The 20,131-nt window shown below is 45.9% G+C and carries 22 protein-coding genes, 9 tRNA genes and 1 pseudogene; 6 read left to right on the top strand and 26 right to left on the bottom strand.

All coding sequences use genetic code 11. The features are described from left to right. The first annotated feature begins 65 nt into the window (after positions 1–65). A complete protein-coding gene (djlA, locus tag AACV20_RS02815) occupies positions 66–920 on the top strand; it encodes a co-chaperone DjlA (RefSeq protein ID WP_017050643.1) in 855 nt (284 codons plus the stop codon). 121 nt (positions 921–1,041) lie between these two features. On the opposite strand, the gene AACV20_RS02810 is transcribed toward djlA, so the two are convergent. The 12 genes from AACV20_RS02810 to mutY all read right to left on the bottom strand — a co-directional run bounded on the left by AACV20_RS02810 (position 1,042) and on the right by mutY (position 4,993). Beyond that, positions 1,042–1,117 (bottom strand) — tRNA-Asn (locus tag AACV20_RS02810). Positions 1,118–1,148: 31 nt separating this feature from the next. After that, positions 1,149–1,224, bottom strand: a tRNA-Thr gene (locus AACV20_RS02805). Positions 1,225–1,258: 34 nt separating this feature from the next. Beyond that, positions 1,259–1,334, bottom strand: a tRNA-Asn gene (locus tag AACV20_RS02800). Positions 1,335–1,349: 15 nt separating this feature from the next. Continuing rightward, a tRNA-Thr gene (locus AACV20_RS02795) sits at positions 1,350–1,425 on the bottom strand. 55 nt (positions 1,426–1,480) lie between these two features. Continuing rightward, positions 1,481–1,556: transfer RNA gene (locus tag AACV20_RS02790), tRNA-Phe, on the bottom strand. 371 nt (positions 1,557–1,927) lie between these two features. Next, positions 1,928–2,003 (bottom strand) — tRNA-Asn (locus tag AACV20_RS02785). Positions 2,004–2,039: 36 nt separating this feature from the next. Beyond that, positions 2,040–2,115: transfer RNA gene (locus AACV20_RS02780), tRNA-Phe, on the bottom strand. A gap of 6 nt (positions 2,116–2,121) precedes the next feature. Next, positions 2,122–2,197 (bottom strand) — tRNA-Thr (locus tag AACV20_RS02775). Between the two features lie 55 nt (positions 2,198–2,252). Further along, positions 2,253–2,328: transfer RNA gene (locus AACV20_RS02770), tRNA-Phe, on the bottom strand. Positions 2,329–2,434: 106 nt separating this feature from the next. Continuing rightward, entirely contained in the window at positions 2,435–3,565 is a 1,131-nt protein-coding gene (gene mltC / locus AACV20_RS02765) for a membrane-bound lytic murein transglycosylase MltC (protein ID WP_013857830.1), read from the bottom strand. A 78-nt stretch (positions 3,566–3,643) separates the two neighbouring features. Continuing rightward, entirely contained in the window at positions 3,644–3,916 is a 273-nt protein-coding gene (locus AACV20_RS02760; protein ID WP_010320634.1) for an oxidative damage protection protein, read from the bottom strand. 21 nt (positions 3,917–3,937) lie between these two features. Continuing rightward, complete coding sequence (mutY, locus tag AACV20_RS02755) at positions 3,938–4,993, bottom strand: A/G-specific adenine glycosylase (RefSeq protein ID WP_013857828.1); 1,056 nt, start codon at positions 4,991–4,993, stop codon at positions 3,938–3,940. A gap of 175 nt (positions 4,994–5,168) precedes the next feature. Here mutY and trmB point away from each other — a divergent pair, with 175 nt between their 5' ends. Continuing rightward, entirely contained in the window at positions 5,169–5,888 is a 720-nt protein-coding gene (gene trmB / locus AACV20_RS02750) for a tRNA (guanosine(46)-N7)-methyltransferase TrmB (protein ID WP_026027213.1), read from the top strand. 143 nt (positions 5,889–6,031) lie between these two features. Then, entirely contained in the window at positions 6,032–6,952 is a 921-nt protein-coding gene (gene glsB / locus AACV20_RS02745; protein WP_026028230.1) for a glutaminase B, read from the top strand. A gap of 81 nt (positions 6,953–7,033) precedes the next feature. Here the strand turns inward: glsB and hemW are convergent, their stop codons facing one another. From hemW to AACV20_RS02710, 7 genes are all read right to left on the bottom strand, one after another. Next, positions 7,034–8,191 carry a radical SAM family heme chaperone HemW gene (gene hemW, locus AACV20_RS02740; RefSeq protein WP_170907929.1) on the bottom strand — a complete coding sequence of 386 codons (1,158 nt, stop codon included), beginning with the start codon at positions 8,189–8,191 and terminating at the stop codon, positions 7,034–7,036. Further along, positions 8,191–8,790, bottom strand: a complete 600-nt coding sequence (locus AACV20_RS02735; RefSeq protein WP_017050639.1) for an XTP/dITP diphosphatase — start codon at positions 8,788–8,790, stop codon at positions 8,191–8,193. The genes hemW and AACV20_RS02735 overlap by 1 nt, the downstream gene beginning before the upstream one ends. Positions 8,791–8,802: 12 nt before the next feature. Then, positions 8,803–9,234: a DUF4426 domain-containing protein gene (locus AACV20_RS02730; protein ID WP_170907928.1), complete on the bottom strand. Its 432-nt coding sequence runs from the start codon at positions 9,232–9,234 to the stop codon at positions 8,803–8,805. Positions 9,235–9,276: 42 nt separating this feature from the next. Next, positions 9,277–9,567, bottom strand: coding sequence for a DUF167 family protein YggU (gene yggU, locus AACV20_RS02725; protein WP_026028229.1), 291 nt, complete (start codon positions 9,565–9,567; stop codon positions 9,277–9,279). Beyond that, positions 9,567–10,124 carry a YggT family protein gene (locus tag AACV20_RS02720; RefSeq protein ID WP_010320643.1) on the bottom strand — a complete coding sequence of 186 codons (558 nt, stop codon included), beginning with the start codon at positions 10,122–10,124 and terminating at the stop codon, positions 9,567–9,569. Before AACV20_RS02720 ends, yggU begins: the two co-directional genes overlap by 1 nt. Before the next feature lie 70 nt (positions 10,125–10,194). After that, positions 10,195–11,013, bottom strand: a complete 819-nt coding sequence (gene proC, locus AACV20_RS02715; RefSeq protein WP_081245025.1) for a pyrroline-5-carboxylate reductase — start codon at positions 11,011–11,013, stop codon at positions 10,195–10,197. Between the two features lie 61 nt (positions 11,014–11,074). Then, on the bottom strand, positions 11,075–11,776 hold the full coding sequence (locus tag AACV20_RS02710) for a YggS family pyridoxal phosphate-dependent enzyme (protein WP_017048292.1): 702 nt from the start codon (positions 11,774–11,776) through the stop codon (positions 11,075–11,077). Between the two features lie 25 nt (positions 11,777–11,801). Here AACV20_RS02710 and AACV20_RS02705 point away from each other — a divergent pair, with 25 nt between their 5' ends. After that, positions 11,802–12,839: a type IV pilus twitching motility protein PilT gene (locus AACV20_RS02705; RefSeq protein ID WP_013857819.1), complete on the top strand. Its 1,038-nt coding sequence runs from the start codon at positions 11,802–11,804 to the stop codon at positions 12,837–12,839. 10 nt (positions 12,840–12,849) lie between these two features. Further along, positions 12,850–13,956 carry a PilT/PilU family type 4a pilus ATPase gene (locus AACV20_RS02700; RefSeq protein WP_017048293.1) on the top strand — a complete coding sequence of 369 codons (1,107 nt, stop codon included), beginning with the start codon at positions 12,850–12,852 and terminating at the stop codon, positions 13,954–13,956. Between the two features lie 83 nt (positions 13,957–14,039). On the opposite strand, the gene ruvX is transcribed toward AACV20_RS02700, so the two are convergent. The 7 genes from ruvX to metK all read right to left on the bottom strand — a co-directional run bounded on the left by ruvX (position 14,040) and on the right by metK (position 19,531). Then, entirely contained in the window at positions 14,040–14,468 is a 429-nt protein-coding gene (ruvX, locus tag AACV20_RS02695) for a Holliday junction resolvase RuvX (protein WP_017045508.1), read from the bottom strand. An 82-nt stretch (positions 14,469–14,550) separates the two neighbouring features. Next, positions 14,551–15,114 carry a YqgE/AlgH family protein gene (locus AACV20_RS02690; RefSeq protein ID WP_013857816.1) on the bottom strand — a complete coding sequence of 188 codons (564 nt, stop codon included), beginning with the start codon at positions 15,112–15,114 and terminating at the stop codon, positions 14,551–14,553. Positions 15,115–15,160: 46 nt separating this feature from the next. Then, complete coding sequence (gene gshB / locus AACV20_RS02685; RefSeq protein ID WP_040122940.1) at positions 15,161–16,114, bottom strand: glutathione synthase; 954 nt, start codon at positions 16,112–16,114, stop codon at positions 15,161–15,163. A gap of 13 nt (positions 16,115–16,127) precedes the next feature. Continuing rightward, positions 16,128–16,859 carry a 16S rRNA (uracil(1498)-N(3))-methyltransferase gene (gene rsmE, locus AACV20_RS02680; protein ID WP_013857814.1) on the bottom strand — a complete coding sequence of 244 codons (732 nt, stop codon included), beginning with the start codon at positions 16,857–16,859 and terminating at the stop codon, positions 16,128–16,130. 108 nt (positions 16,860–16,967) lie between these two features. Next, a complete protein-coding gene (gene endA, locus AACV20_RS02675; protein WP_170907927.1) occupies positions 16,968–17,675 on the bottom strand; it encodes a deoxyribonuclease I in 708 nt (235 codons plus the stop codon). A 133-nt stretch (positions 17,676–17,808) separates the two neighbouring features. Beyond that, positions 17,809–18,309, bottom strand: coding sequence for a SprT family zinc-dependent metalloprotease (locus AACV20_RS02670; protein ID WP_019282289.1), 501 nt, complete (start codon positions 18,307–18,309; stop codon positions 17,809–17,811). Between the two features lie 67 nt (positions 18,310–18,376). Continuing rightward, on the bottom strand, positions 18,377–19,531 hold the full coding sequence (gene metK / locus AACV20_RS02665) for a methionine adenosyltransferase (protein ID WP_026027375.1): 1,155 nt from the start codon (positions 19,529–19,531) through the stop codon (positions 18,377–18,379). A gap of 329 nt (positions 19,532–19,860) precedes the next feature. Here metK and AACV20_RS02660 point away from each other — a divergent pair. Beyond that, a pseudogene (locus tag AACV20_RS02660) lies at positions 19,861–20,131 on the top strand (transketolase); the annotation flags it as partial.

The following is a 20,131-nucleotide window of genomic DNA, read 5'->3' as shown; positions in this document are numbered from 1 at the left end:
AATTGAAGCTCCCGGCACTATCAGACCGCTTTACTCCTGAAAAATTCATAGATTGAGAGCACATAATGCATATTTTTGGCAAAATTCTTGGCGCTTTTTTTGGCTTCTTATTTGGAGGACCGTTTGGCGCATTTTTTGGTTTGTTTCTCGGGCATCAATTTGATAAAGCTCGTCGTTTGAATCAAGCGGGGTTTAAAACTAGCTCATTTGGTTCTGGGCCAAGCCAAACTGAGCGACAAGACGAATTTTTTAAAGCCGCTTTCGCGGTCATGGGCCATGTTGCTAAAGCGAAAGGGCAAGTTACCAAAGAAGAGATCCAGCTAGCTACCATCATGATGGAGCGTATGAACTTACATGGTGAGCAACGTAAAGCGGCTCAAGATGCGTTTCGTGAGGGGAAAGAGAGTGGCTTTCCTTTAGAGGAAGTGTTGGAGCGTGTGCGCCTTTCGACGGGTGGACGCTTTGACTTGTTGCAATTTTTCCTCGAATTGCAAATATCAGCCGCGTTTGCCGATGGGGATGTTCACCCTAGCGAGCGCAATGTACTGCACAAAATCGCTCGTAGTTTAGGTTTCTCATCCGATCAACTGGAAAGACGCTTACGTATGCAAGAAGCGGCCTTTCGTTTTCAACAAGGCGGAAATTTTGGTGGCCAACAGCAAGGCTACCAGCAATCTGGGCAGTGGCAACAAGCCGCGCAAGCTGAACGCCTAACTGATGCTTATGATGTGTTAGGCGTGAGTGAAGATGCGGATGCTAAAGAGATTAAACGTGCCTATCGCAAATTGATGAATGAGCATCACCCAGATAAATTGATGGCCAAAGGCTTACCACCAGAGATGATGAACGTTGCGAAAGAAAAATCGCAAGAGATCCAAAATGCGTACGATTTGATTAAGAAAGAGAAGGGTTTTAAGTAACCGGCTATCGTGAATTACCGCGAACGTTCCAATCGATTGAGCTGGTGCAAACTGGCTCTTTTTATTATGAGCATACGCAAGACACAAAAAAAGCCAAGTTTGAAAACTTGGCTTTAGAAAGTGGCTCCCCCTGCAAGACTTGAACTTGCGACATACGGATTAACAGTCCGCCGTTCTACCGACTGAACTAAGGGGGAACAGAATGTTTGCTTATCTTATGCAGATAAATGGTGCCGACTACCGGAATCGAACTGGTGACCTACTGATTACAAGTCAGTTGCTCTACCTACTGAGCTAAGTCGGCGCCGAATCAATAAGCAGTGCTCATTGATGAAAAGTGGCTCCCCCTGCAAGACTTGAACTTGCGACATACGGATTAACAGTCCGCCGTTCTACCGACTGAACTAAGGGGGAACAGGTTTTAAAGAATGGTGCCGACTACCGGAGTCGAACTGGTGACCTACTGATTACAAGTCAGTTGCTCTACCTACTGAGCTAAGTCGGCACATTTTTATCTTTAAATTTATTGTCTGTGCTAGGCACCAACAATTTAGAAATTGTGGTGCCCGGAGGCGGAATCGAACCACCGACACGAGGATTTTCAATCCTCTGCTCTACCGACTGAGCTATCCGGGCGACGGGGTGTATTAAAAGGTTTTTCGCATTTAACGTCAACAGTAAAATGCAAAAAAAATGTCGTTTGTTGTTTTTCTATACTTAGTGACTCGTTTTTGCCCATTTTCGTTAAAAATTAGTGTCAGATTAGATAGGGAAAGAGGTGTTGAAAAGAAAATAGGAGCTTTGAATGGAGCAAATAGCGAATAAAAGCGCGTTGAAAAACACACGTTTATCCGCTTGGTTACACTAAAGGAGCAAACTCACCAGACTGGTTTTAGTTTTCGACGGAAAATGGACTGACCCATAATTCAATCGTTGTAGAGGTAGAGGGGATTGGATAAATATGACGGACAATAAAAAAGCCAAGTCGTTAGACTTGGCTTTAAAAGTGGCTCCCCCTGCAAGACTTGAACTTGCGACATACGGATTAACAGTCCGCCGTTCTACCGACTGAACTAAGGGGGAATTATCTGTGTAAGTCTAAGACTTCGCACCAAATAATGGTGCCTCGAGGCGGAATCGAACCACCGACACGAGGATTTTCAATCCTCTGCTCTACCGACTGAGCTATCGAGGCAATAAATGGTGCCGACTACCGGAATCGAACTGGTGACCTACTGATTACAAGTCAGTTGCTCTACCTACTGAGCTAAGTCGGCGCACTTTATTTATTGCTTGCTGCTACTTTAACAAAAGCACCAACAATTTAATTTGTGGTGCCCGGAGGCGGAATCGAACCACCGACACGAGGATTTTCAATCCTCTGCTCTACCGACTGAGCTATCCGGGCAACGGAGCGCTATTAAACGGATTTTCCCTTCAATCGTCAACTGCTTTTTGGAAATATTTTGAAAAAACGGTTTGTTTGCTGCGAATTTAGACAAAGCTGCGCTTTTTTATCCACCTGCGTTAAATTCCTTTTTGAATTTTGTTACTTTTTCTAAGTACCTTCTCGATTCAGCATTAGGGTGTTTTTGGGTCAGCGCCCAATAGACTTGATTGGGTTGCAGTGAATTTAAGTCCCTCATCGCTCGTTTCCTATCTTTGCTAAAGGTATTCAGTACTCCTCCTGTGCCGCCGTTGTAGGCCGAAATCATACTGTATTCGAGTGACGTTGGATGGCTGACCTCTTTGAGGTAGCGGTTTTTCAGAATATAAAAATAGGCCGTTCCCGTATCAATATTTTTTTCGGGATCAAACAGATATTCAGGACTGGGCTCACCAGATTTATTTTTGACCAGTTTAAAGACATCTCGACCTGCGGTTTTAGGAACCACTTGCATCAGGCCATACGCATTGGCCCAACTGACGGCGTAGGGGTTAAAGCTACTTTCAGTTTTTATGATCGCGTAGATCAGATCTTCGGGAATGTTATATTTTTTCGAGGCTCGGTGCACGATGTCGGCGTATTTATAACCTCGTTTAGAGGCATGATCCGCTACCATAGGAATTTCCACATAGTAGGCTTTTTTGAAATCAACGTTCTTAACTTTTAATTTATTTTCAATAAGATAATCAGCAAATCGATTCGCGCGCCAACCCCACTGGATCGGTTGTTTATCTTGATCAAGCACTTGGTTGTACAAAAATGGCTGACCATTCAATTCGATATTTTGTGAAGAGAAAAGGTCAACGTGTGCGGGATCATCAGGCGTGAGCAAGGTGGTAATAATGGCATTGCGCAGATGTTTTTTGGGGTCAGTTGGGGAAACTGTTTCGATAATAATGGTTCCCGTGGAGAAATTGACTTCGGAACGACTCAGGTAATTATCGATGTATTTTACATAGTTGCTTTTACCGGCCACTTTGATCTCTTTACTGCCCCAACGTTTCTCAATGTTGCCAGAAAAACTGCTGATCAGTGCATCTAAGGCGGCGGTATCTTTGACAAATTGCCCGGGTAATTGCGCTAAGTTTTTGGCAAAACGGTTGGTCGGCTCATAGTCGACGCTGTATATGCGTTCAACTAATTCTCGGCTACAACCGGCCAGTAGCATTGCAATAAAAAAGTAAGTCAGCTTTCTCATTATCTTCCCAATACAAAAATGACATCAGAGCGTTTACCATGATGTCATTGATTATCCTCGAAATAAATAAGGTATCTCTTATTTGCTTGGTGGCGTGTAGCCTTCGATATGGACCTCTTTTCCTTCAAATAGGAAGTTGGTCATTTCGGTTTCCAGCAATTTACGATGTTCAGGGTCCATCATATTGAGTTTTTTCTCGTTGATCAGCATGGTTTGCTTATGCTGCCATTGTGCCCAAGCCTCTTTTGAGATGTTGTCAAAAATACGTTTACCCAATTCACCTGGGTACAGTTGAAAATCCAAACCGTCGGCTTCTTTATTTAGTCGAGCACAAAATACAGTGCGGCTCATGGTCACTTCCTCTTCGGTGTTTTAAGGGTTAATTTCAAATGGAAGGCTTTCTAGCAACTGTTTTACAGGAGCGGCTAAGCCGATTTGTTCCGGTTGGGCTAAGTTATACCAAAGACCTTTGCTTGCTTCCATGATGATGTTCGGTTGTTGAGATAACTCCACCAAGATCGGTGTGATCTCTAAATGATAATGGCTAAACGTGTGGCGAAAAGCGATGAGTGGGCGAATAGAGCGGATAGCGCTCTCTTTGATGGCTCTGTGATCAAGTTGATCTTCGATGGCGCTATTGGGGTTTTCAGGGAAGCAAAATAATCCACCCCAAATTCCACTTTGAGGGCGTTGTTCTAACCATACTTGATGGTTATGGTGCAGCATCACAAACCAGGTTTGTTTGGTTGGTTTGTCTGTTTTTGGTTTTTTACCCGGATAATCGAGTGGGTTATTTTGTTTATTGGCAATGCAAAAAGATTCAACTGGGCAGAGCGTACATTTCGGTTTGCTGCGTGTGCAGACCATCGCCCCCATATCCATCATGGCTTGGTTATATTTATCAACATCTTGCGCTGGCGTATTTTGTTCGGCATGTTGCCACAATTGAGTTTCAACTTTTTTTTGCCCCGGCCAGCCTTCGACAGCAAAACAGCGGGCTAAAGTACGCTTTACGTTACCATCTAAAATGGCGTGCGGCTGCTTATAAACCGAAGAAAGCACCGCCGCAGCGGTTGATCGGCCAATACCCGGTAGAGCATTCATCTGTTCGATATCAAGGGGAAACTCACCGCCATATTCGCTGGCCACTATTTTGGCTGCTTTGTGTAGATTGCGCGCACGTGCGTAATAACCAAGGCCGGTCCATAGGTGCAGTACCTCGTCTTGTTCTGCATTGGCCAAATCAATCACGGTTGGAAAACGTTGCATGAAGCGTTCGAAATAAGGGATTACCGTTGCGACTTGAGTTTGTTGGAGCATAATTTCCGACAGCCAAACGCTGTAGGCCGTTTTGTTTTGTTGCCACGGCAAATGTTTGCGCCCATAGGCGTCATACCATTTTAAAATGGCGTTAGCGAAAGGTGTCACGACAGGCTCTTTGGTTTATAGTTTTAGTGGAGCAAAATTGCACCACATAAATGTGACGTTGTAAAACGGACAAATTGTGTGGATTTATCCAACAAGTTTATTTCGATAACACTTGCACCGAGAATAATTCTTTGGATAATCCCCGCTTTGATTAATCAATGTGCAGGCAAGATCAATGAGTGAAGTAACCACCAACGAATATACCGAAGAAGGCAAAATACTGCGTCGAATCCGTAGTTTCGTTCGTCGTGAGGGTCGATTAACCAAAGGCCAAGAAGCGGCAATGAATGAATGTTGGCCAACAATGGGTATTGATTTCCAGCCACAATTGCTCGATTGGGCGGCGGTTTTTGGTAACGATAACCCGGTGGTTTTAGAAATCGGTTTTGGTATGGGCGCTTCATTAGTTGAAATGGCTAAAAATGCACCGCAAAAAAACTTCTTTGGTATTGAAGTGCATAGCCCAGGTGTTGGCGCCTGTTTGTCAGCCGCTCGTGATGCTGGCGTGACTAATTTACGCGTGATGTGCCATGATGCAGTGGAAGTATTTGAACACATGATCCCTGATGGTAGCCTGCATACACTGCAACTGTTCTTCCCTGATCCTTGGCACAAAAAACGTCACCATAAGCGCCGTATTGTGCAGTTAGAATTTGCGGAAATGGTGCGTCAAAAACTAAAAATGGAAGAGGGTATCTTTCATATGGCGACCGATTGGGAAAACTACGCTGAGCATATGATTGAAGTGATGAATCAAGCGCCGGGCTTTGCCAATATTGCCGCAGAAGGTGACTATATTCCTCGTCCAGAAGAGCGTCCTTTGACTAAATTTGAAGCGCGTGGTCACCGTTTAGGTCATGGTGTGTGGGATATAAAATACAAACGCACCGCGTAACGACTCACTTTTGTTGCTGCAACAAAATTAGCGATTAAAGAAAAGCCAACATTGTTGTAATGTTGGCTTTTTCGGCCTTAGCGCCCTACGAAAATCATTATAAAAATAGAGAAAAACATTTCTCACCCGAGGTAAGGTCACCCATGAAGCTAACACCCAATCTACTTGCTGATATTTTGTGTGAGGTTCGCCCACTGATCGGCAAAGGAAAAGTCGCCGATTACATTCCTGCTTTAGCTAAAGTACCGAATAACAAGCTGGCGATCGCGGTTTACACCAATCAAGGTGAAGTGATTTCGGCTGGAGATGCCACGGAAGGATTCTCAATTCAATCCATCTCTAAAGCTTTGAGCTTAACGCTTGCTATGATGCTTTATAAACCAGAAGAGCTATGGCTTCGTGTCGGAAAAGAACCCTCAGGCCAAGCGTTTAATTCGATGATCCAGCTTGAAATGGAGCAGGGCATTCCGCGTAACCCTTTTATCAATGCTGGAGCTATTGTGGTGGCGGATATGCTGCATAGCCGTTTATCAGCCCCTCGGCAGCGCTTACTGGAGTTTGTACGTCAGTTGTCGGGTGAAGAGGGCATCGTGTACGACAAAGTGGTAGCGGCTTCAGAAATGATGCACAGCGATCGCAATGCTGCCATCGCCTATTTGATGCGATCGTTTGGTAATTTTGATAATGACGTTATCCCGGTGCTGCACAACTATTTTCACGCTTGTTCACTTAAAATGAGCTGTGTTCAATTAGCGAAAACCTTCAGTTATCTGGCGAATAAAGGGGTGTCCGTGCATACCAAGGAAGCGATAGTAACGCCGACACAAAGTAAGCAGATCAATGCCTTATTGGCGACTTGCGGTTTGTATGATGGCGCAGGAGAGTTCGCTTATCGTGTTGGCATGCCGGGTAAATCGGGCGTAGGTGGCGGTATTATTGCTGTTGTTCCTGGGGAGATGACGATTGCGGTTTGGTCGCCAGAGCTTGATGCGTCAGGTAATTCTTTAGCGGGCACTAAGATGTTAGAACTCTTGGCTGAGCGTATTGGTCGCTCTATCTTTTAAGTTTAATATTCTCTGACAGCCCGTGTTTTTGGCAAAAGATTGGCTACCGATTAGGTTAGCCAATCTCTTGGGTTTATCTTTTTAGTCGTCAGCCATAAAGGCTTCGAGCAAGTCATTAAGAAACAGTTTTCCTTTTTCTGTGACTTGCCAGTGACTTTCGGTTTGCGTTAAATAGTGTTCGGCTAGTGCCCAATCTATCGTTGGCTGAATCACGCTTAAACTTAATCCCGTTGTTTCAACAAAATCTTGTTTCGGACAAGGTTCCATCAAGCGAAAGCGGTTCATGAAGAATTCAAAAGGGCGATCCGCAGCGGCGACTTCAAATTCGTCATCCAAGTAAGGTTTGAGTAAATTGAGATAGCCACGCGGATGCTTCACCTTAGTGGTGCGTACAATACGCCCGTCGTTAAAGCTGAGCTTGCCATGCGCGCCACAACCAATCCCCAGATAATCACCAAAGCGCCAGTAATTTAAGTTGTGTTGGCATTGATAGCCGGGTTTGCTATAGCCAGAAATTTCATACTGCACGTACCCAGCGGCGGCCAATTTTTGGTGACCCAGCTCAAAAATATCCCACAGTGCGTCATCATCTGGCAAAGTAGGCGGTTTAAAGTAGAAAACCGTATTAGGTTCAATGGTCAGTTGATACCAAGAAAGATGAGGTGGGTTTAGTGCAATCGCTTTGTCTAAATCGGCCAGCGCTTGTTCACAGTTTTGATCGGGTAAGCCATGCATCAAATCTAAGTTGAAGCTGTTTAAGCCAATTTGATGAGCTAATTGAGCGGCATTAACCGCTTCTTGCTGACCATGAATTCGCCCTAAACGTGCCAGTTTTTGTGGCTCAAAACTTTGTACACCAATCGAGATGCGCGTCACCCCTGCTTGTCGATATCCAACAAAACGGTCAGCCTCTACCGTGCCCGGGTTAGCTTCCATGGTGATTTCAATCCCAGGCTTAAACGCAATACGCGCTTCAATGCCTTGCAGCAGGCGAGCAATACCTTCAGCAGAAAAAAGACTCGGTGTACCACCGCCAATAAAAATGGAATGCAATGGGCGAGGATGGTCTACAAGGCGGTATTTGGCGATATCGGTATCGAGATCCTCCAATAGCGCATCAATGTATTCACGTTCAGGAATATCGTGCTTTAGCGCGTGAGAGTTAAAATCACAATAGGGGCATTTTTGTACACACCACGGGATGTGCACGTACAAACTCAGCGCGGGTGGTTGCAACATTATGAATTTTGCTCGCTTAAGGTTTTAAATAGCATTTTTAGCGCTTTGCCACGATGTGAAAGCTGCTTTTTACGTGCAGGTAGCAGTTCAGCTGAAGCGCAGTTATCTTCAGGGACAAAGAAGATCGGATCATAACCAAAACCGTTACAGCCGTGAGCTTGGTGCAAGATGCGACCTTGCCACGTACCATGGCAGACCAATGGTGTTGGGTCATTTTCGTGACGCATGAAAACCAGCACGCAATGAAAACGAGCGGTGCGTTGTTCGTCTGGTACGCCTTCCATTGCCGCTAATAATTTTTCTAGGTTTTGTTGGTCACTGGCATTTTCACCAGCGTAGCGCGCCGAGTAAATTCCCGGAGCACCTTGCAGATAATCCACTTCTAAGCCGGAGTCATCGGCAATCGCAGGTAAGCCAGTGATTTTGGCAGCATGTCGTGCTTTGATGATCGCATTTTCAATAAAGGTGGTGCCAGTCTCTTCGGCTTCTGGGACGTTTAATTCTGTTTGCGCCACCACATCAAAACCGAAATCAACCAGCAGATCAGCCATTTCGCGCACTTTGCCTTTGTTTCCTGTGGCTAATACTATTTTTTTCATTGCACTATTTCTCTATTCTTCGACGTAGAATTTTTGGGTGAATTTAAGCTTACCGGTACCTTTTAAGCCCGCATCAACCTCAATGTCAAAACTCAAATTCCCTTCATTAGTAATGGGGAATTCAGCGAGGTAATAAATCGCGTTGCCCTCTTTGAATTGTTTAAATTCAAGTTCACGTACCTGACCGATTAGGTTTTTCGCATTGCCTTTGAGTGTCGCTTCCATAGCTGGTTTACCTAAGGCCGAGTTATCTAATACGCTGATGTTTAAAATAGCCGAGTAACCATTACGTTTTAACTGATAACTGCGCGCCACTTGTGGCGTTAAAAATGTTGAGTTGAAAGCTGAGTAGTGAACTTCAACATTCTTGATGGTTTGAAACTGCTCGGCGAGTGTGGGTAGCGAAATAAAGGCTATAACAAACGCTATCATCCATTTACGCATGTGGTGCTCCTTACAAAACAGAGTGGGCTAAATAAAAAGCCATCACAAGATGGCTTCAATCGGCTGTGGTATCACTTGAGGTGAATGAATTCGGACTTGTTTATGACGTCCCAATTCCCCTTTTTCTATCTCGATTAAACCTTTGGCGACTTTAAATTGTTTAGCCAAGAATTTGGTTAAATGCGCGTTGGCTTTGCCATCAACAGGCGGTGCGGTGATGGCAATTTTGAGCTCTTCACCATGCAAGCCGACGATACTATCGCGGCTTGCTTTGGGTTGGATGTAGAGCTTGAGGATTAGATCCTCTCCCTCTTGCCAAACAGCAGATGACATTACAACTGATACCATACTGGGCCAATAAAATCGCCCATTAGGAAGTTCGCAAACTGCAGCACAATAAACAGCACCAATACACTTAAATCAAAACCACCCATCGCTGGTAGAATACGACGGATCGGCGCAAGCATCGGCTCGGTTAATTGATGAAATACGTATTCAATCGGGCTTCGGCCTTGGCTAACCCAACTGAGAATGGCGCGGATCAACAGTACCCAGAACAGTAAACCGCCAGCGGCTTTGACTAACGAGAGTAAGCCTAAGAATAAAAAGTAGACGCTAAAACTAACCGCACCACCTGATGCCACCAGCATTAAGGCAATAAATTTCAATACGCACAGCACGTACGCAAAGAGAACCGTGGCCAAATCTAGGCTGCCAATGGATGGAATCGCTCGGCGCAGTGGGCCAACCACAGGTTGTGTTGCTTTGACGATAAACTGGGAGAATGGGTTATAGAAATCGGCACGCGCTGCTTGTAACCAGATACGTAAAATTACGACCATGATGTACAGATCAAACAGGGTGGAGATCAAAAAACTCATTGAATTCATAGCTAGCCCTTAATATGAGTAGAGTGTCGTTTGCGCTTTTGCGCTATAGCTTAGTGAAACGCCACTAGGATTAAAACAGTTTTTCCATTTCTTGTGCGCGAGTTACGGCCGCTTGCATCGCTTGTGCAACGATATTGGCAAGCTGATGCTCGTTAAAGGTGCGAATCGCCTCGGCGGTGGTGCCGCCTTTGGAGGTCACTTGTTCACGCAATGTCGAGAGCTCAATCTCAGGGTTTGCCACCACCATTTCGGCTGCGCCTAACGCTGCTTGTTGTACTAACAAACGGGCCGTTTCTTTATCAAAGCCTTGAGCGATGGCTTCATTTTGCATCGCTTCCATAAACAAAAAGAAGTAGGCAGGCGCACTGCCTGCGGCGGCGATGATGCCATTAATGGCGGACTCGTTTTCAACCCAGCATACTTCACCAACGGCTTGTAGCAATTGTGCGGTAAAGCGTTTGTCTTGCTCTGATACGCTTGGAGCGGCAAATAGACCGCTCATGCCTCGATTGATCAGCGAAGGTGTATTGGGCATGGCGCGTACTAGTTGTAGTTCGGTTGCCAGCATCTCATTAAGGCGCGCCGCAGAAACACCTGCTGCAATGGAGATCACCAACTTATTTCTAAAATCAATGGATTGCAAAGGTTGACAGACACTGGCCATCAACTGCGGTTTGACCGCCAGTACCACCACATCGGCTTGCTGCGCTGCGGCAAGATTATCGCTGGTGGTGTGAATGCCATAAGCACTTTCCAGTGGTTTGCGTCTTGTTTCTGACGGTGCGGTCACGGTAATTCTATCAGCTGGATAACCGCTGGCGACTAAGCCTGCAATAATTGCTTTGGCCATATTGCCTGCACCGATAAAAGTGATGTTTCTCTGCTGCATCTGCTGACCTCTAATTGCTTGTCGCTGATTGATTATTATGTGGTTGATAGATAAGCCAGTGCTAAGCGTAATCACGCGCACCAAAAATAGCGGTGCCGATCCTCACCATAGTGCTACCAGCTTCAATCGCCGCTTGCATGTCGCCACTCATGCCCATTGAGAGCGTATCTAACCCTGAAAACCGTTCAGACAATTGCGCTTGTAAGCTCGCCAGTTTTTGAAATGCGGCAAGTTGCGCAGCGTAATCGGGGACATTCTCAGGAATAGACATCAGTCCTCTTAACGTGAGGTTGGGTAACGCGGATATCAACTCTGCCAACTCAACTATTTCGTGTTCACCAATGCCCGATTTCGAGCTTTCGCCGCTGGTGTTGACTTGAATCAAGACCTGTAGTGGTGGCATGCCCGCTGGGCGTTGATCATTTAAACGCTGGGCAATTTTACTTCGATCCACCGTATGCACCCAAGCAAAGTTCTCGGCCACAATGCGCGATTTATTGGACTGAATTGGGCCGATAAAGTGCCATTCTAAATCCAGTTCGGGGTGCAAGGTATTGAAGTATTGAACTTTATCCGCGCCCTCTTGCACATAGTTTTCACCAAATAAACGTTGCCCAGCGCGCGCTGCTTCTAGAATCGCCTCGACAGGTTTGGTCTTACTGACCGCTAAAAGTTGCACTCTCTCTCGAGCGCGTCCACACTTTTGTTGTGCACTTTCAATTTGTGAAGTGATCTGTTCAATGTTTTGTTGAATACTACTCATAGCCTGACTTTACTAAGGAAATTAAATGGATATCGCTGAGCTACTGGATTTTAGTGTAAAGCACAACGCTTCGGATCTACACCTATCTGCAGGTGTTCCACCTATGGTACGGATAGATGGTGAAGTAAGAAAGCTCGGAGTGCCTGCTTTTACTCATGCTGACGTGCATCGTTTGATTTTTGAGATCATGAACGATGCTCAGCGTAGTGAATTTGAAGAGAAACTGGAAGTGGATTTCTCATTTGAGCTGCCTAATGTAGGGCGTTTTCGTGTCAATGCTTTCCATCAATCTCGTGGCTGCTCTGCGGTTTTCCGGACGATTCCTACGGTGATCCCAACCTTGGAAGAACTACAAGCGCCTGACATTTTTAATAAAATCGCCAATTATGAGAAAGGATTGGTGCTGGTGACTGGGCCAACAGGGTCGGGTAAGTCGACCACACTGGCAGCAATGGTTGATTACATTAATTCTCATCACAACAAACACATTTTAACCATTGAAGACCCCATTGAGTTTGTGCATAGCAACAATAAATGTTTGGTTAACCAACGTGAAGTACACCGAGATACCCACAGTTTTAAAGCGGCGCTACGCTCGGCGCTGCGCGAAGATCCGGATGTAATCTTGGTCGGTGAGCTGCGCGATCAAGAAACCATCAGCTTAGCGTTAACCGCGGCTGAAACCGGGCATTTAGTGTTTGGCACGTTACATACCAGCTCTGCGGCGAAAACCATCGACCGGATCATTGATGTGTTTCCCGGTAGTGATAAAGAGATGGTTCGTTCAATGCTCTCTGAATCATTGCGAGCCGTGATTGCGCAAAAGTTGCTAAAACGTTTAGGTGGGGGCCGCGTCGCATGTCATGAAATTATGCTTGCCACTCCAGCGATTCGTAACTTGATCCGCGAGGATAAGGTTGCGCAGATGTACTCCATTATCCAAACGGGTGCGGCGCATGGCATGCAAACCATGGAACAGAATTCCAAACAGTTGATTGCGCAAGGTATTGTCGATCAAGAAGAAGTGCAGAAAAAACTGGAAGTCAATTCATCACCATTTTAAGAGAGAGCTCATGGAACTGAACCAATGTCTTGAGGGTATGTTGACTCAAAAAGCTTCCGACTTGTACCTCACCGTAGGAGCGCCAGTGTTATTTCGCGTCGATGGAGAGTTAAGAGCTCATGGCGAAAAGTTATCCCAAACGCAGGTGATGGCGTTGTTAGATGCCATGATGGATGAGGATCGCCGCCGTGAATTTCAACGCACACGTGAAGCCAATTTTGCAGTGGTGAGAGAGATTGGCCGTTTTCGTGTCAGTGCTTTTTTTCAGCGTGAGCTGCCCGGTGCGGTGATCCGCCGTATTGAAACTCATATCCCCACTTTTGAAGAATTAAAGTTACCGGGCGTGTTGCAAGATCTCTCGATTGCAAAGCGTGGGCTGGTGCTGGTGGTCGGCGCGACGGGGTCGGGCAAATCGACCACCATGGCGGCCATGACGGGTTATCGTAACTCGCACCGAACTGGGCATATTTTAACAGTGGAAGATCCGATTGAGTTTGTGCACGAGCATCAGCGTTGCATTGTGACCCAGCGAGAAGTAGGGTTGGATACCGAGAGTTACGAAGTGGCTCTGAAAAACTCTCTGCGCCAAGCCCCTGATATGATTTTAATTGGTGAGATCCGTTCACGTGAAACGATGGAATATGCGATGACCTTTGCCGAGACCGGTCATTTATGTATGGCAACGTTACATGCTAACAATGCCAACCAAGCGCTTGAGCGAATTTTGCATTTGGTTCCTAAAGAGCAAAAAGAGCAGTTTTTGTTTGATCTGTCGATGAACCTCAAAGGCGTCGTGGGGCAGCAGTTGATCCGCGATAAAAATGGCAAGGGACGACATGGTGTGTTTGAGATTTTACTCAACAGCCCTCGAATTTCCGATTTGATCCGCCGCGGTGATCTGCACGAATTGAAAGCGACGATGGGCAAATCAAAAGAAGTGGGGATGCAGACTTTTGACCAAGCACTATATCAACTGGTCGTTGAGGACAAAATCAGTGAACAAGATGCACTGCACAGCGCTGACTCGGCTAACGATTTACGTTTAATGTTAAAAACAAAGCGTGGCGAAGGGATCAGCAGTGGCACATTGGATAACGTGCAGATTGATATGGAATAGTCGCAGTTTAAGACGAACAATCCCGAACTCGATTCGGGATTGTGCTGCACCGCTGTATTAAAGTTAAGTTACACGAGGTTAAGTTACGCGCCCCATTGCGCTTCAAACCAGCTCTCTAAGATCACTACAGCTGATTGGCAATCGACATTGCCTTTGCTCAGCGCCTTATAGCCGCCCATGGCAAACAAGTCGGCGCGGGCTTCCCGGGTTGAAAGCCGTTCGTCATGCATCTCGACGGCTAAGCCAAAGCGCCCGTGTAAACGCTGCGCAAATTTTTTGGCTCGTGGGGTAATGGTTTCTAATGCTTTGCCGTGCAAATCTGTTGGTAGCCCTACCACCAATAAATGGGGTTGCCACTCTTTGATCTGCTTTTCGATCTCTTCCCAATGTGGAATTCCGTCATTGGCTTTAAAGGCTTTAAGTGGCGATGCGGTGCCTGTAACTTCTTGGCCAATCGCACTGCCGATGCTTTTGGTGCCAAAGTCAAAAGCCATAATGGTTCTGGATGTCATAATCAGTATCTTGAATGGTGCAACGAAGGCTCTAAAAAGGCGCGTTACCTAGTTAGAGCCGTAAAGGTTAGAGCCGTAAAAGTTAAGCATGCCCAGCTTGTGCTGAGAGTTGGATGGGGTCAATGCCGAGTTTTTTAATCGCCTGATTCCACTTATCGTGAATGGGCGTATTAAAGATAACATCTGGATCGGCCTCAATGGTTAACCAAGAATTTTCAGCCAGCTCTAACTCAAGCTGACCCGGCTCCCAGCCTGAATAACCCAGAGCCACAAGATAGTGACTTGGTTCGGCATCCGTGCCCAGTACCGCTAAAATATCTTTCGATGTGGTGACGGCAATGTCATCGCTCATACGGATGCTGGATTCATAATGATCTTTCGGTCGATGTAGGATAAAACCGCGATCTTCAGAAACAGGGCCGCCATTCAATACAGGCCTTTTTAGGCTATCAAGTTGAAGCTTCGGGTAGCTTGGCTCAACATCGACTTGGTTTAACATGCCGCCCACGGTGATATCAATCGGCACATTAATCATCAAGCCCATCGCCCCCTCCTCATTGTGCTCACAGATGTAAATAACACTGTGCTTGAAGTAAGGGTCTCTCATACTTGGCATGGCGACTAAAAAATGATTTGTAAGATTCATACTGCCTCCAACCTATCGCAAATTACTGGGCAAGAGTTTGCCCAGTTCAGCATGACTTGTTGATTCGACGCTCAATCGCGTCCATCAACTTACCGGTAATTGAGATATCAAAGGCGGCCTCTATTTCACGAATACACGTAGGGCTCGTCACGTTGATCTCAGTGAGCTTGTCGCCAATAACGTCGAGTCCGACAAAGATTAAGCCTTTTTCTTTCAATGTTGGAGCAATAGTTTGAGCAATTTTTTTATCGGTTTCGCTTAGCGGACGCGCTTCACCACGGCCACCAGCTGCCAAATTGCCACGGGTTTCACCTTGTGCCGGAATTCGCGCTAGGCAGTAAGGCATTGGTTCACCATCGACCACTAAAATACGTTTATCACCGTTGCTGATGTCAGGTACAAAAGTTTGCGCCATACAGTAGTTTTGGCCGTGGTTAGTTAATGTTTCGATAATGACAGATACGTTTGGATCACCCTCTTTAACGCGGAAGATAGATGCCCCGCCCATACCGTCTAACGGTTTTAAAATCACATCACCATGTTGCGCGCGGAAGGCTTTAATTTTTTCCGCTTTACGCGTCACTATGGTGGTTGGCGTTAGTTCAGGGAACCATGCCGTAAACAGTTTCTCATTGCAGTCACGTAAGCTTTGCGGCTTATTGACGATTAATGTTCCTGCTTCTTCTGCTCGTTCTAGAATGTAGGTTGCGTAGATATATTCAGTGTCAAACGGCGGATCTTTACGCATCAACACTGCATCGAGATCAGCCAGTGGAATTGTTTGCTCAGATAAAAACTCATACCAACCGTTCGGATCTTCTTTCAATGTCACCACTTTGGTATCGGCAAAAGCGACACCTTGATCTAAGTGTAGATCATTCATCTCCATATAGTGGATTTCATAACCACGACGCTGCGCTTCTAGCAACATGGCAAAGCTGGAATCTTTTTTGATGTTAATGGACGAGATAGGGTCCATGACGATACCAAGTTTAATCATTGTTTTTCTCCGGTTAGCCAAGATCGCCAAAGCGAACTTGAAGAGCAGTAATAGCCGTTAAGGCCGCAGTTTCAGTACGCAGTACGCGTGGGCCTAGCAAGGTTTCTTCAAAATGGTACTGTTCAGTCATGCTAATTTCTGATTCTGATAAGCCCCCTTCAGGGCCAATCAACAAACGGACTTTATTGATGGGCTGAGGCAGGGTATTAATCGAATACTTCGCACGTGGATGTAAGTTGAGCTTGAGCGCATCACTGGGTTCGGCACACCACTCTTCCAACTGCATAATTGGGCGGATCAGCGGCACTATATTGCGGCCGCACTGCTCACAAGCGCTGATTGCAATTTTTTGCCACTGTTCCAGTTTTTTCTCAAAACGTTTGGCATCTAATTTCACGCCGCAACGTTCAGAAATCAAAGGCGTGATGGTATTGACGCCAAGTTCGACCGATTTTTGAATGGTGAACTCCATTTTGTCTCCACGCGAGATCACCTGCCCAAGGTGTAAATTAAGAGGCGACTCACAGCTGCTTTCGACTCTTTTCAACACATTGACCAGCACATTTTTTTTGCTGACCTCGGTAATTTCCGCTGGGAATTCCGCGCCACTGCCATCAAAAAGCAGTACTTCTTGGCCCGCTTGCATGCGTAACACCCGGCCAATATGCCCAGCCGCATCATCATTGAGAGCAATAATGCTTGAGGGTTGAAGAGGAGTCGGATGATAAATTCTAGGGATACGCATGGATAGTTCCTACCTGACGTTGAATAGCCATTAACATGGATGCTTTACACTGAAAAAACAAGGGGCAAGGGCGAGTTTCAATCACGAAAATGGCCCACAAAAAGTACCTCATGAACGGCACTGTTGCTGCACAAATGGGTTGTGATTGCCTTGAACTTTGGCAATTCGCTGATCGCGTTTGCATTCCCACTCATCGGCTGGGTATTGGCGATTCCAAGCTCGCATTAGTTGTGTTTGGGACTTGGATAACTGAAAGCCATAGTTTTGGCTCATGTACAGATAGGTACGAGCAATTGAGCCACGTGCTCTATCGGGTGGCATGACTTTGCGTTGTTTAAAATCGACCTGCATTTCACAACGGCCATAGCTTTCACCCTCTACGCCATTCCACTGACTGAAATTGTAGTTTGAACGGTCACCGTTGACTTCGCCAATCGCCGGCGTCAGGTTGTGGAGGTCAGCTTCCATCGAACGAAAAATAGTATCATTTTTGGTGCAATTTTTACGCCCACCTTGTTGCCAGCACTGACGCTGGTGGCCAAATTGCCAAGCAGGGACGACGTGTTCCCATTCAATACGGCTGGCGCGAGTTTGTTGTTTGCGAACTTGGTAACCACAAGTTTGTAAGTCGGGCGTGCCTTTCTTACCTTGCCATGCAATGTCACAACCGCAGTAAAAGCTCACTGGATGATCATGATAGATTTTCAATGCTTCTTTTTTAGCTTGAGAAAAGGAAGCGGGAGGCGCAGCTAGGGCACAAAACGAGAACAAAGCTAAGCTGCTATTCACAAGCAATAAGCGAAAATAGGACATCATTTAGACTGATATAAGTATGGTTTTTATTAGTCTAACACTCAGATTAAAGAATAATAAATGATGTTTTTGTTGTTAATTGTAGATGGGTGTAACCACACCGCTGTGGATTCAAGTAGCAGCAACCAAAGTTTATTTATGAAAGCTGCACGCCAGTAAAATGGAGCGTTTGTGCACAGTGTTGACAGCGGTAGGTGGCTTGATTGCGCATCACTTTATTGTGACGACGGACAGTGAGCGGATAATGCGCACAAGCGCAGTGATATTCAAAGGTTTTGCCTTGCACAGAAGAGACTTCAAAGCGATGAGTGGTATTGGCTGGTAAATGAAACACTTGATTCATCACACCCTGCCACTCTTTACCGTGTGGACGAACGCGACCATAGCGCTGGTAGGTAATTAGGTGGGCGATTTCATGTGGGATCACTTCATCGAGAAAGGCGCGTTGATTTTCAGCAAACAGCACTGGATTCAGTCTGATTTCCCAACGTTGTAAATAAGCCTTACCTGCCGCCTTTCCCCGTAACTGATAGCTGATACTCGGCATAGGGAAGTCGTGTTGAAAATAGTGACGAGCGGTTGTGATGCACTGTTTTGCTTTTACTTGCGCACGGTAATGTAGCTCAAAATTAGGCACAGATTCATTCCTAGAAAAAAGCCCTTGCGAATGAGCAAGGGCTTACAAATTTAAACTAGGTTGAAAATTACTTCAAGCCAGCAAAGTCACGCAGGATGGCGGCTTTGTCAGTCGCTTCCCAAGGAAACTCTTCACGGCCGAAGTGACCGTAAGCGGCGGTTTTCTTGTAGATCGGTTGCAGTAAATTGAGCATTTCTTGTAAGCCGTATGGGCGTAGGTCGAAGTGCTGGCGTACCGCTTCAATGATGATCTCTTGTGATACTTTTTCAGTACCAAAGGTTTCGACCATGATTGAGGTTGGATCTGCGATACCAATGGCGTATGACAACTGAATTTCACAACGGTCAGCAAGGCCAGCCGCCACGATGTTTTTCGCTACATAACGCGCCGCGTAGGCTGCACTACGGTCTACTTTTGATGGATCTTTACCAGAGAATGCACCACCACCGTGACGCGCTGCGCCGCCGTAGGTATCAACAATGATCTTACGACCAGTTAAACCACAGTCACCCATTGGGCCGCCAATCACAAAACGACCGGTTGGGTTGATGAAGAATTTGGTCTCTTTGCTAAGCCACTCGGCTGGCAACACAGGCTTAATGATCTCTTCCATGACGCCTTCGCGTAGGTCAGCTGTCGAGATAGAGTCGCAATGTTGCGTTGAAAGAACGACTGCATCAATTCCGACAATTTTACCTTGGTCATATTGGAAGGTAACTTGAGATTTTGCATCAGGACGTAGCCAAGAAAGCGTGCCATTTTTACGCACTTCTGCTTGTTTTTGCATCAAGCGGTGAGCGTAGGTGATCGGTGCTGGCATCAGGATTTCAGTTTCGTTGGTCGCGTAACCGAACATAATACCTTGGTCACCGGCGCCTTGTTCTTTAGGATCGGCCTTATCAACACCTTGGTTGATATCAGGTGACTGTTTACCAATGGTATTCAAAACGGCGCAAGAATTGGCATCGAAACCCATCTCTGAGTTGACGTAACCAATTTCACGAACGGTTTGGCGAGTAAGCTCTTCAATGTCCACCCATGCAGAGGTAGTGATTTCACCACCAACCATGACCATGCCGGTTTTCACGTAAGTTTCACAAGCAACGCGCGCTTTGATGTCTTGTTCTAGAATCGCATCCAAAACTGCATCAGAAATTTGGTCTGCAATTTTATCTGGATGGCCTTCTGAAACGGATTCAGAAGTAAACAGGTGCTTAACCATGAGAGCTCCACTTTTAATCGTTGGACTATGGCAAGCTTCGCTCACCATCGTTATTCATTAGTTTATGTAGGTGTTTCTACATCTAGACGTCTATTCTAGTTTTGAATGGTCGAATTACAAGTTATTTTTACGCCTGTCTGTAAACCAAACGTTTGCTTAAATTTAGATGAAAAATTGGAGTTTGGTTTTTTATCCTAAAAATAAGCGCTAAAGAGCACTATTTCTCCAGTAAAACGTTTGCAGTGAGAAAAGTGCTTTGAGAGAATAGCCGCGCTATTTTCAGCCCATTTCCGTTAATTTGAATTCGCTTAATGCACTCAGGAGCAGACATGTCTTCCCGTAACCTTGTTTCTAATAAAGAACTCGCCAATGCCATCCGTGCTCTTAGTATGGACGGTGTTCAACAAGCTAACTCTGGTCACCCTGGTGCACCGATGGGTATGGCGGATATCGCTGAAGTGCTTTGGCGTAGCCACTTAAACCATAACCCACAAAACCCACAATGGGCTGACCGCGACCGTTTTGTGCTGTCAAACGGCCACGGCTCAATGCTGATTTACTCTTTATTGCACCTGAGCGGTTACGCGCTGTCGATTGATG

The sequence above is a fragment of the Vibrio sp. B4-6 genome, assembly GCF_963888245.1.
GTDB classification, from domain to species: domain Bacteria; phylum Pseudomonadota; class Gammaproteobacteria; order Enterobacterales; family Vibrionaceae; genus Vibrio; species Vibrio anguillarum.
Note: the sequence above shows the minus strand (reverse complement) of the source record. Positions and strands in the feature narration are given on the sequence as shown.

Excerpts from the sequence above, each read along its gene's own strand:
- gshB (WP_040122940.1), bottom strand. The coding sequence starts at position 16,114 with ATGATTAAACTTGGTATCGTCATGGACCCTATCTCGTCCATTAACATC.
- AACV20_RS02760 (WP_010320634.1), bottom strand. The coding sequence starts at position 3,916 with ATGAGCCGCACTGTATTTTGTGCTCGACTAAATAAAGAAGCCGACGGT.
- AACV20_RS02720 (WP_010320643.1), bottom strand. The coding sequence starts at position 10,124 with ATGAATTCAATGAGTTTTTTGATCTCCACCCTGTTTGATCTGTACATC.
- glsB (WP_026028230.1), top strand. The coding sequence starts at position 6,032 with ATGAAGCTAACACCCAATCTACTTGCTGATATTTTGTGTGAGGTTCGC.
- metK (WP_026027375.1), bottom strand. The coding sequence starts at position 19,531 with ATGGTTAAGCACCTGTTTACTTCTGAATCCGTTTCAGAAGGCCATCCA.
- ruvX (WP_017045508.1), bottom strand. The coding sequence starts at position 14,468 with ATGACATCCAGAACCATTATGGCTTTTGACTTTGGCACCAAAAGCATC.
- proC (WP_081245025.1), bottom strand. The coding sequence starts at position 11,013 with ATGCAGCAGAGAAACATCACTTTTATCGGTGCAGGCAATATGGCCAAA.
- AACV20_RS02705 (WP_013857819.1), top strand. The coding sequence starts at position 11,802 with ATGGATATCGCTGAGCTACTGGATTTTAGTGTAAAGCACAACGCTTCG.
- trmB (WP_026027213.1), top strand. The coding sequence starts at position 5,169 with ATGAGTGAAGTAACCACCAACGAATATACCGAAGAAGGCAAAATACTG.
- AACV20_RS02710 (WP_017048292.1), bottom strand. The coding sequence starts at position 11,776 with ATGAGTAGTATTCAACAAAACATTGAACAGATCACTTCACAAATTGAA.
- rsmE (WP_013857814.1), bottom strand. The coding sequence starts at position 16,859 with ATGCGTATCCCTAGAATTTATCATCCGACTCCTCTTCAACCCTCAAGC.
- hemW (WP_170907929.1), bottom strand. The coding sequence starts at position 8,191 with ATGTTGCAACCACCCGCGCTGAGTTTGTACGTGCACATCCCGTGGTGT.
- djlA (WP_017050643.1), top strand. The coding sequence starts at position 66 with ATGCATATTTTTGGCAAAATTCTTGGCGCTTTTTTTGGCTTCTTATTT.
- yggU (WP_026028229.1), bottom strand. The coding sequence starts at position 9,567 with ATGTCATCTGCTGTTTGGCAAGAGGGAGAGGATCTAATCCTCAAGCTC.
- AACV20_RS02700 (WP_017048293.1), top strand. The coding sequence starts at position 12,850 with ATGGAACTGAACCAATGTCTTGAGGGTATGTTGACTCAAAAAGCTTCC.
- endA (WP_170907927.1), bottom strand. The coding sequence starts at position 17,675 with ATGATGTCCTATTTTCGCTTATTGCTTGTGAATAGCAGCTTAGCTTTG.
- AACV20_RS02690 (WP_013857816.1), bottom strand. The coding sequence starts at position 15,114 with ATGAATCTTACAAATCATTTTTTAGTCGCCATGCCAAGTATGAGAGAC.
- mltC (WP_013857830.1), bottom strand. The coding sequence starts at position 3,565 with ATGAGAAAGCTGACTTACTTTTTTATTGCAATGCTACTGGCCGGTTGT.
- AACV20_RS02735 (WP_017050639.1), bottom strand. The coding sequence starts at position 8,790 with ATGAAAAAAATAGTATTAGCCACAGGAAACAAAGGCAAAGTGCGCGAA.
- AACV20_RS02730 (WP_170907928.1), bottom strand. The coding sequence starts at position 9,234 with ATGCGTAAATGGATGATAGCGTTTGTTATAGCCTTTATTTCGCTACCC.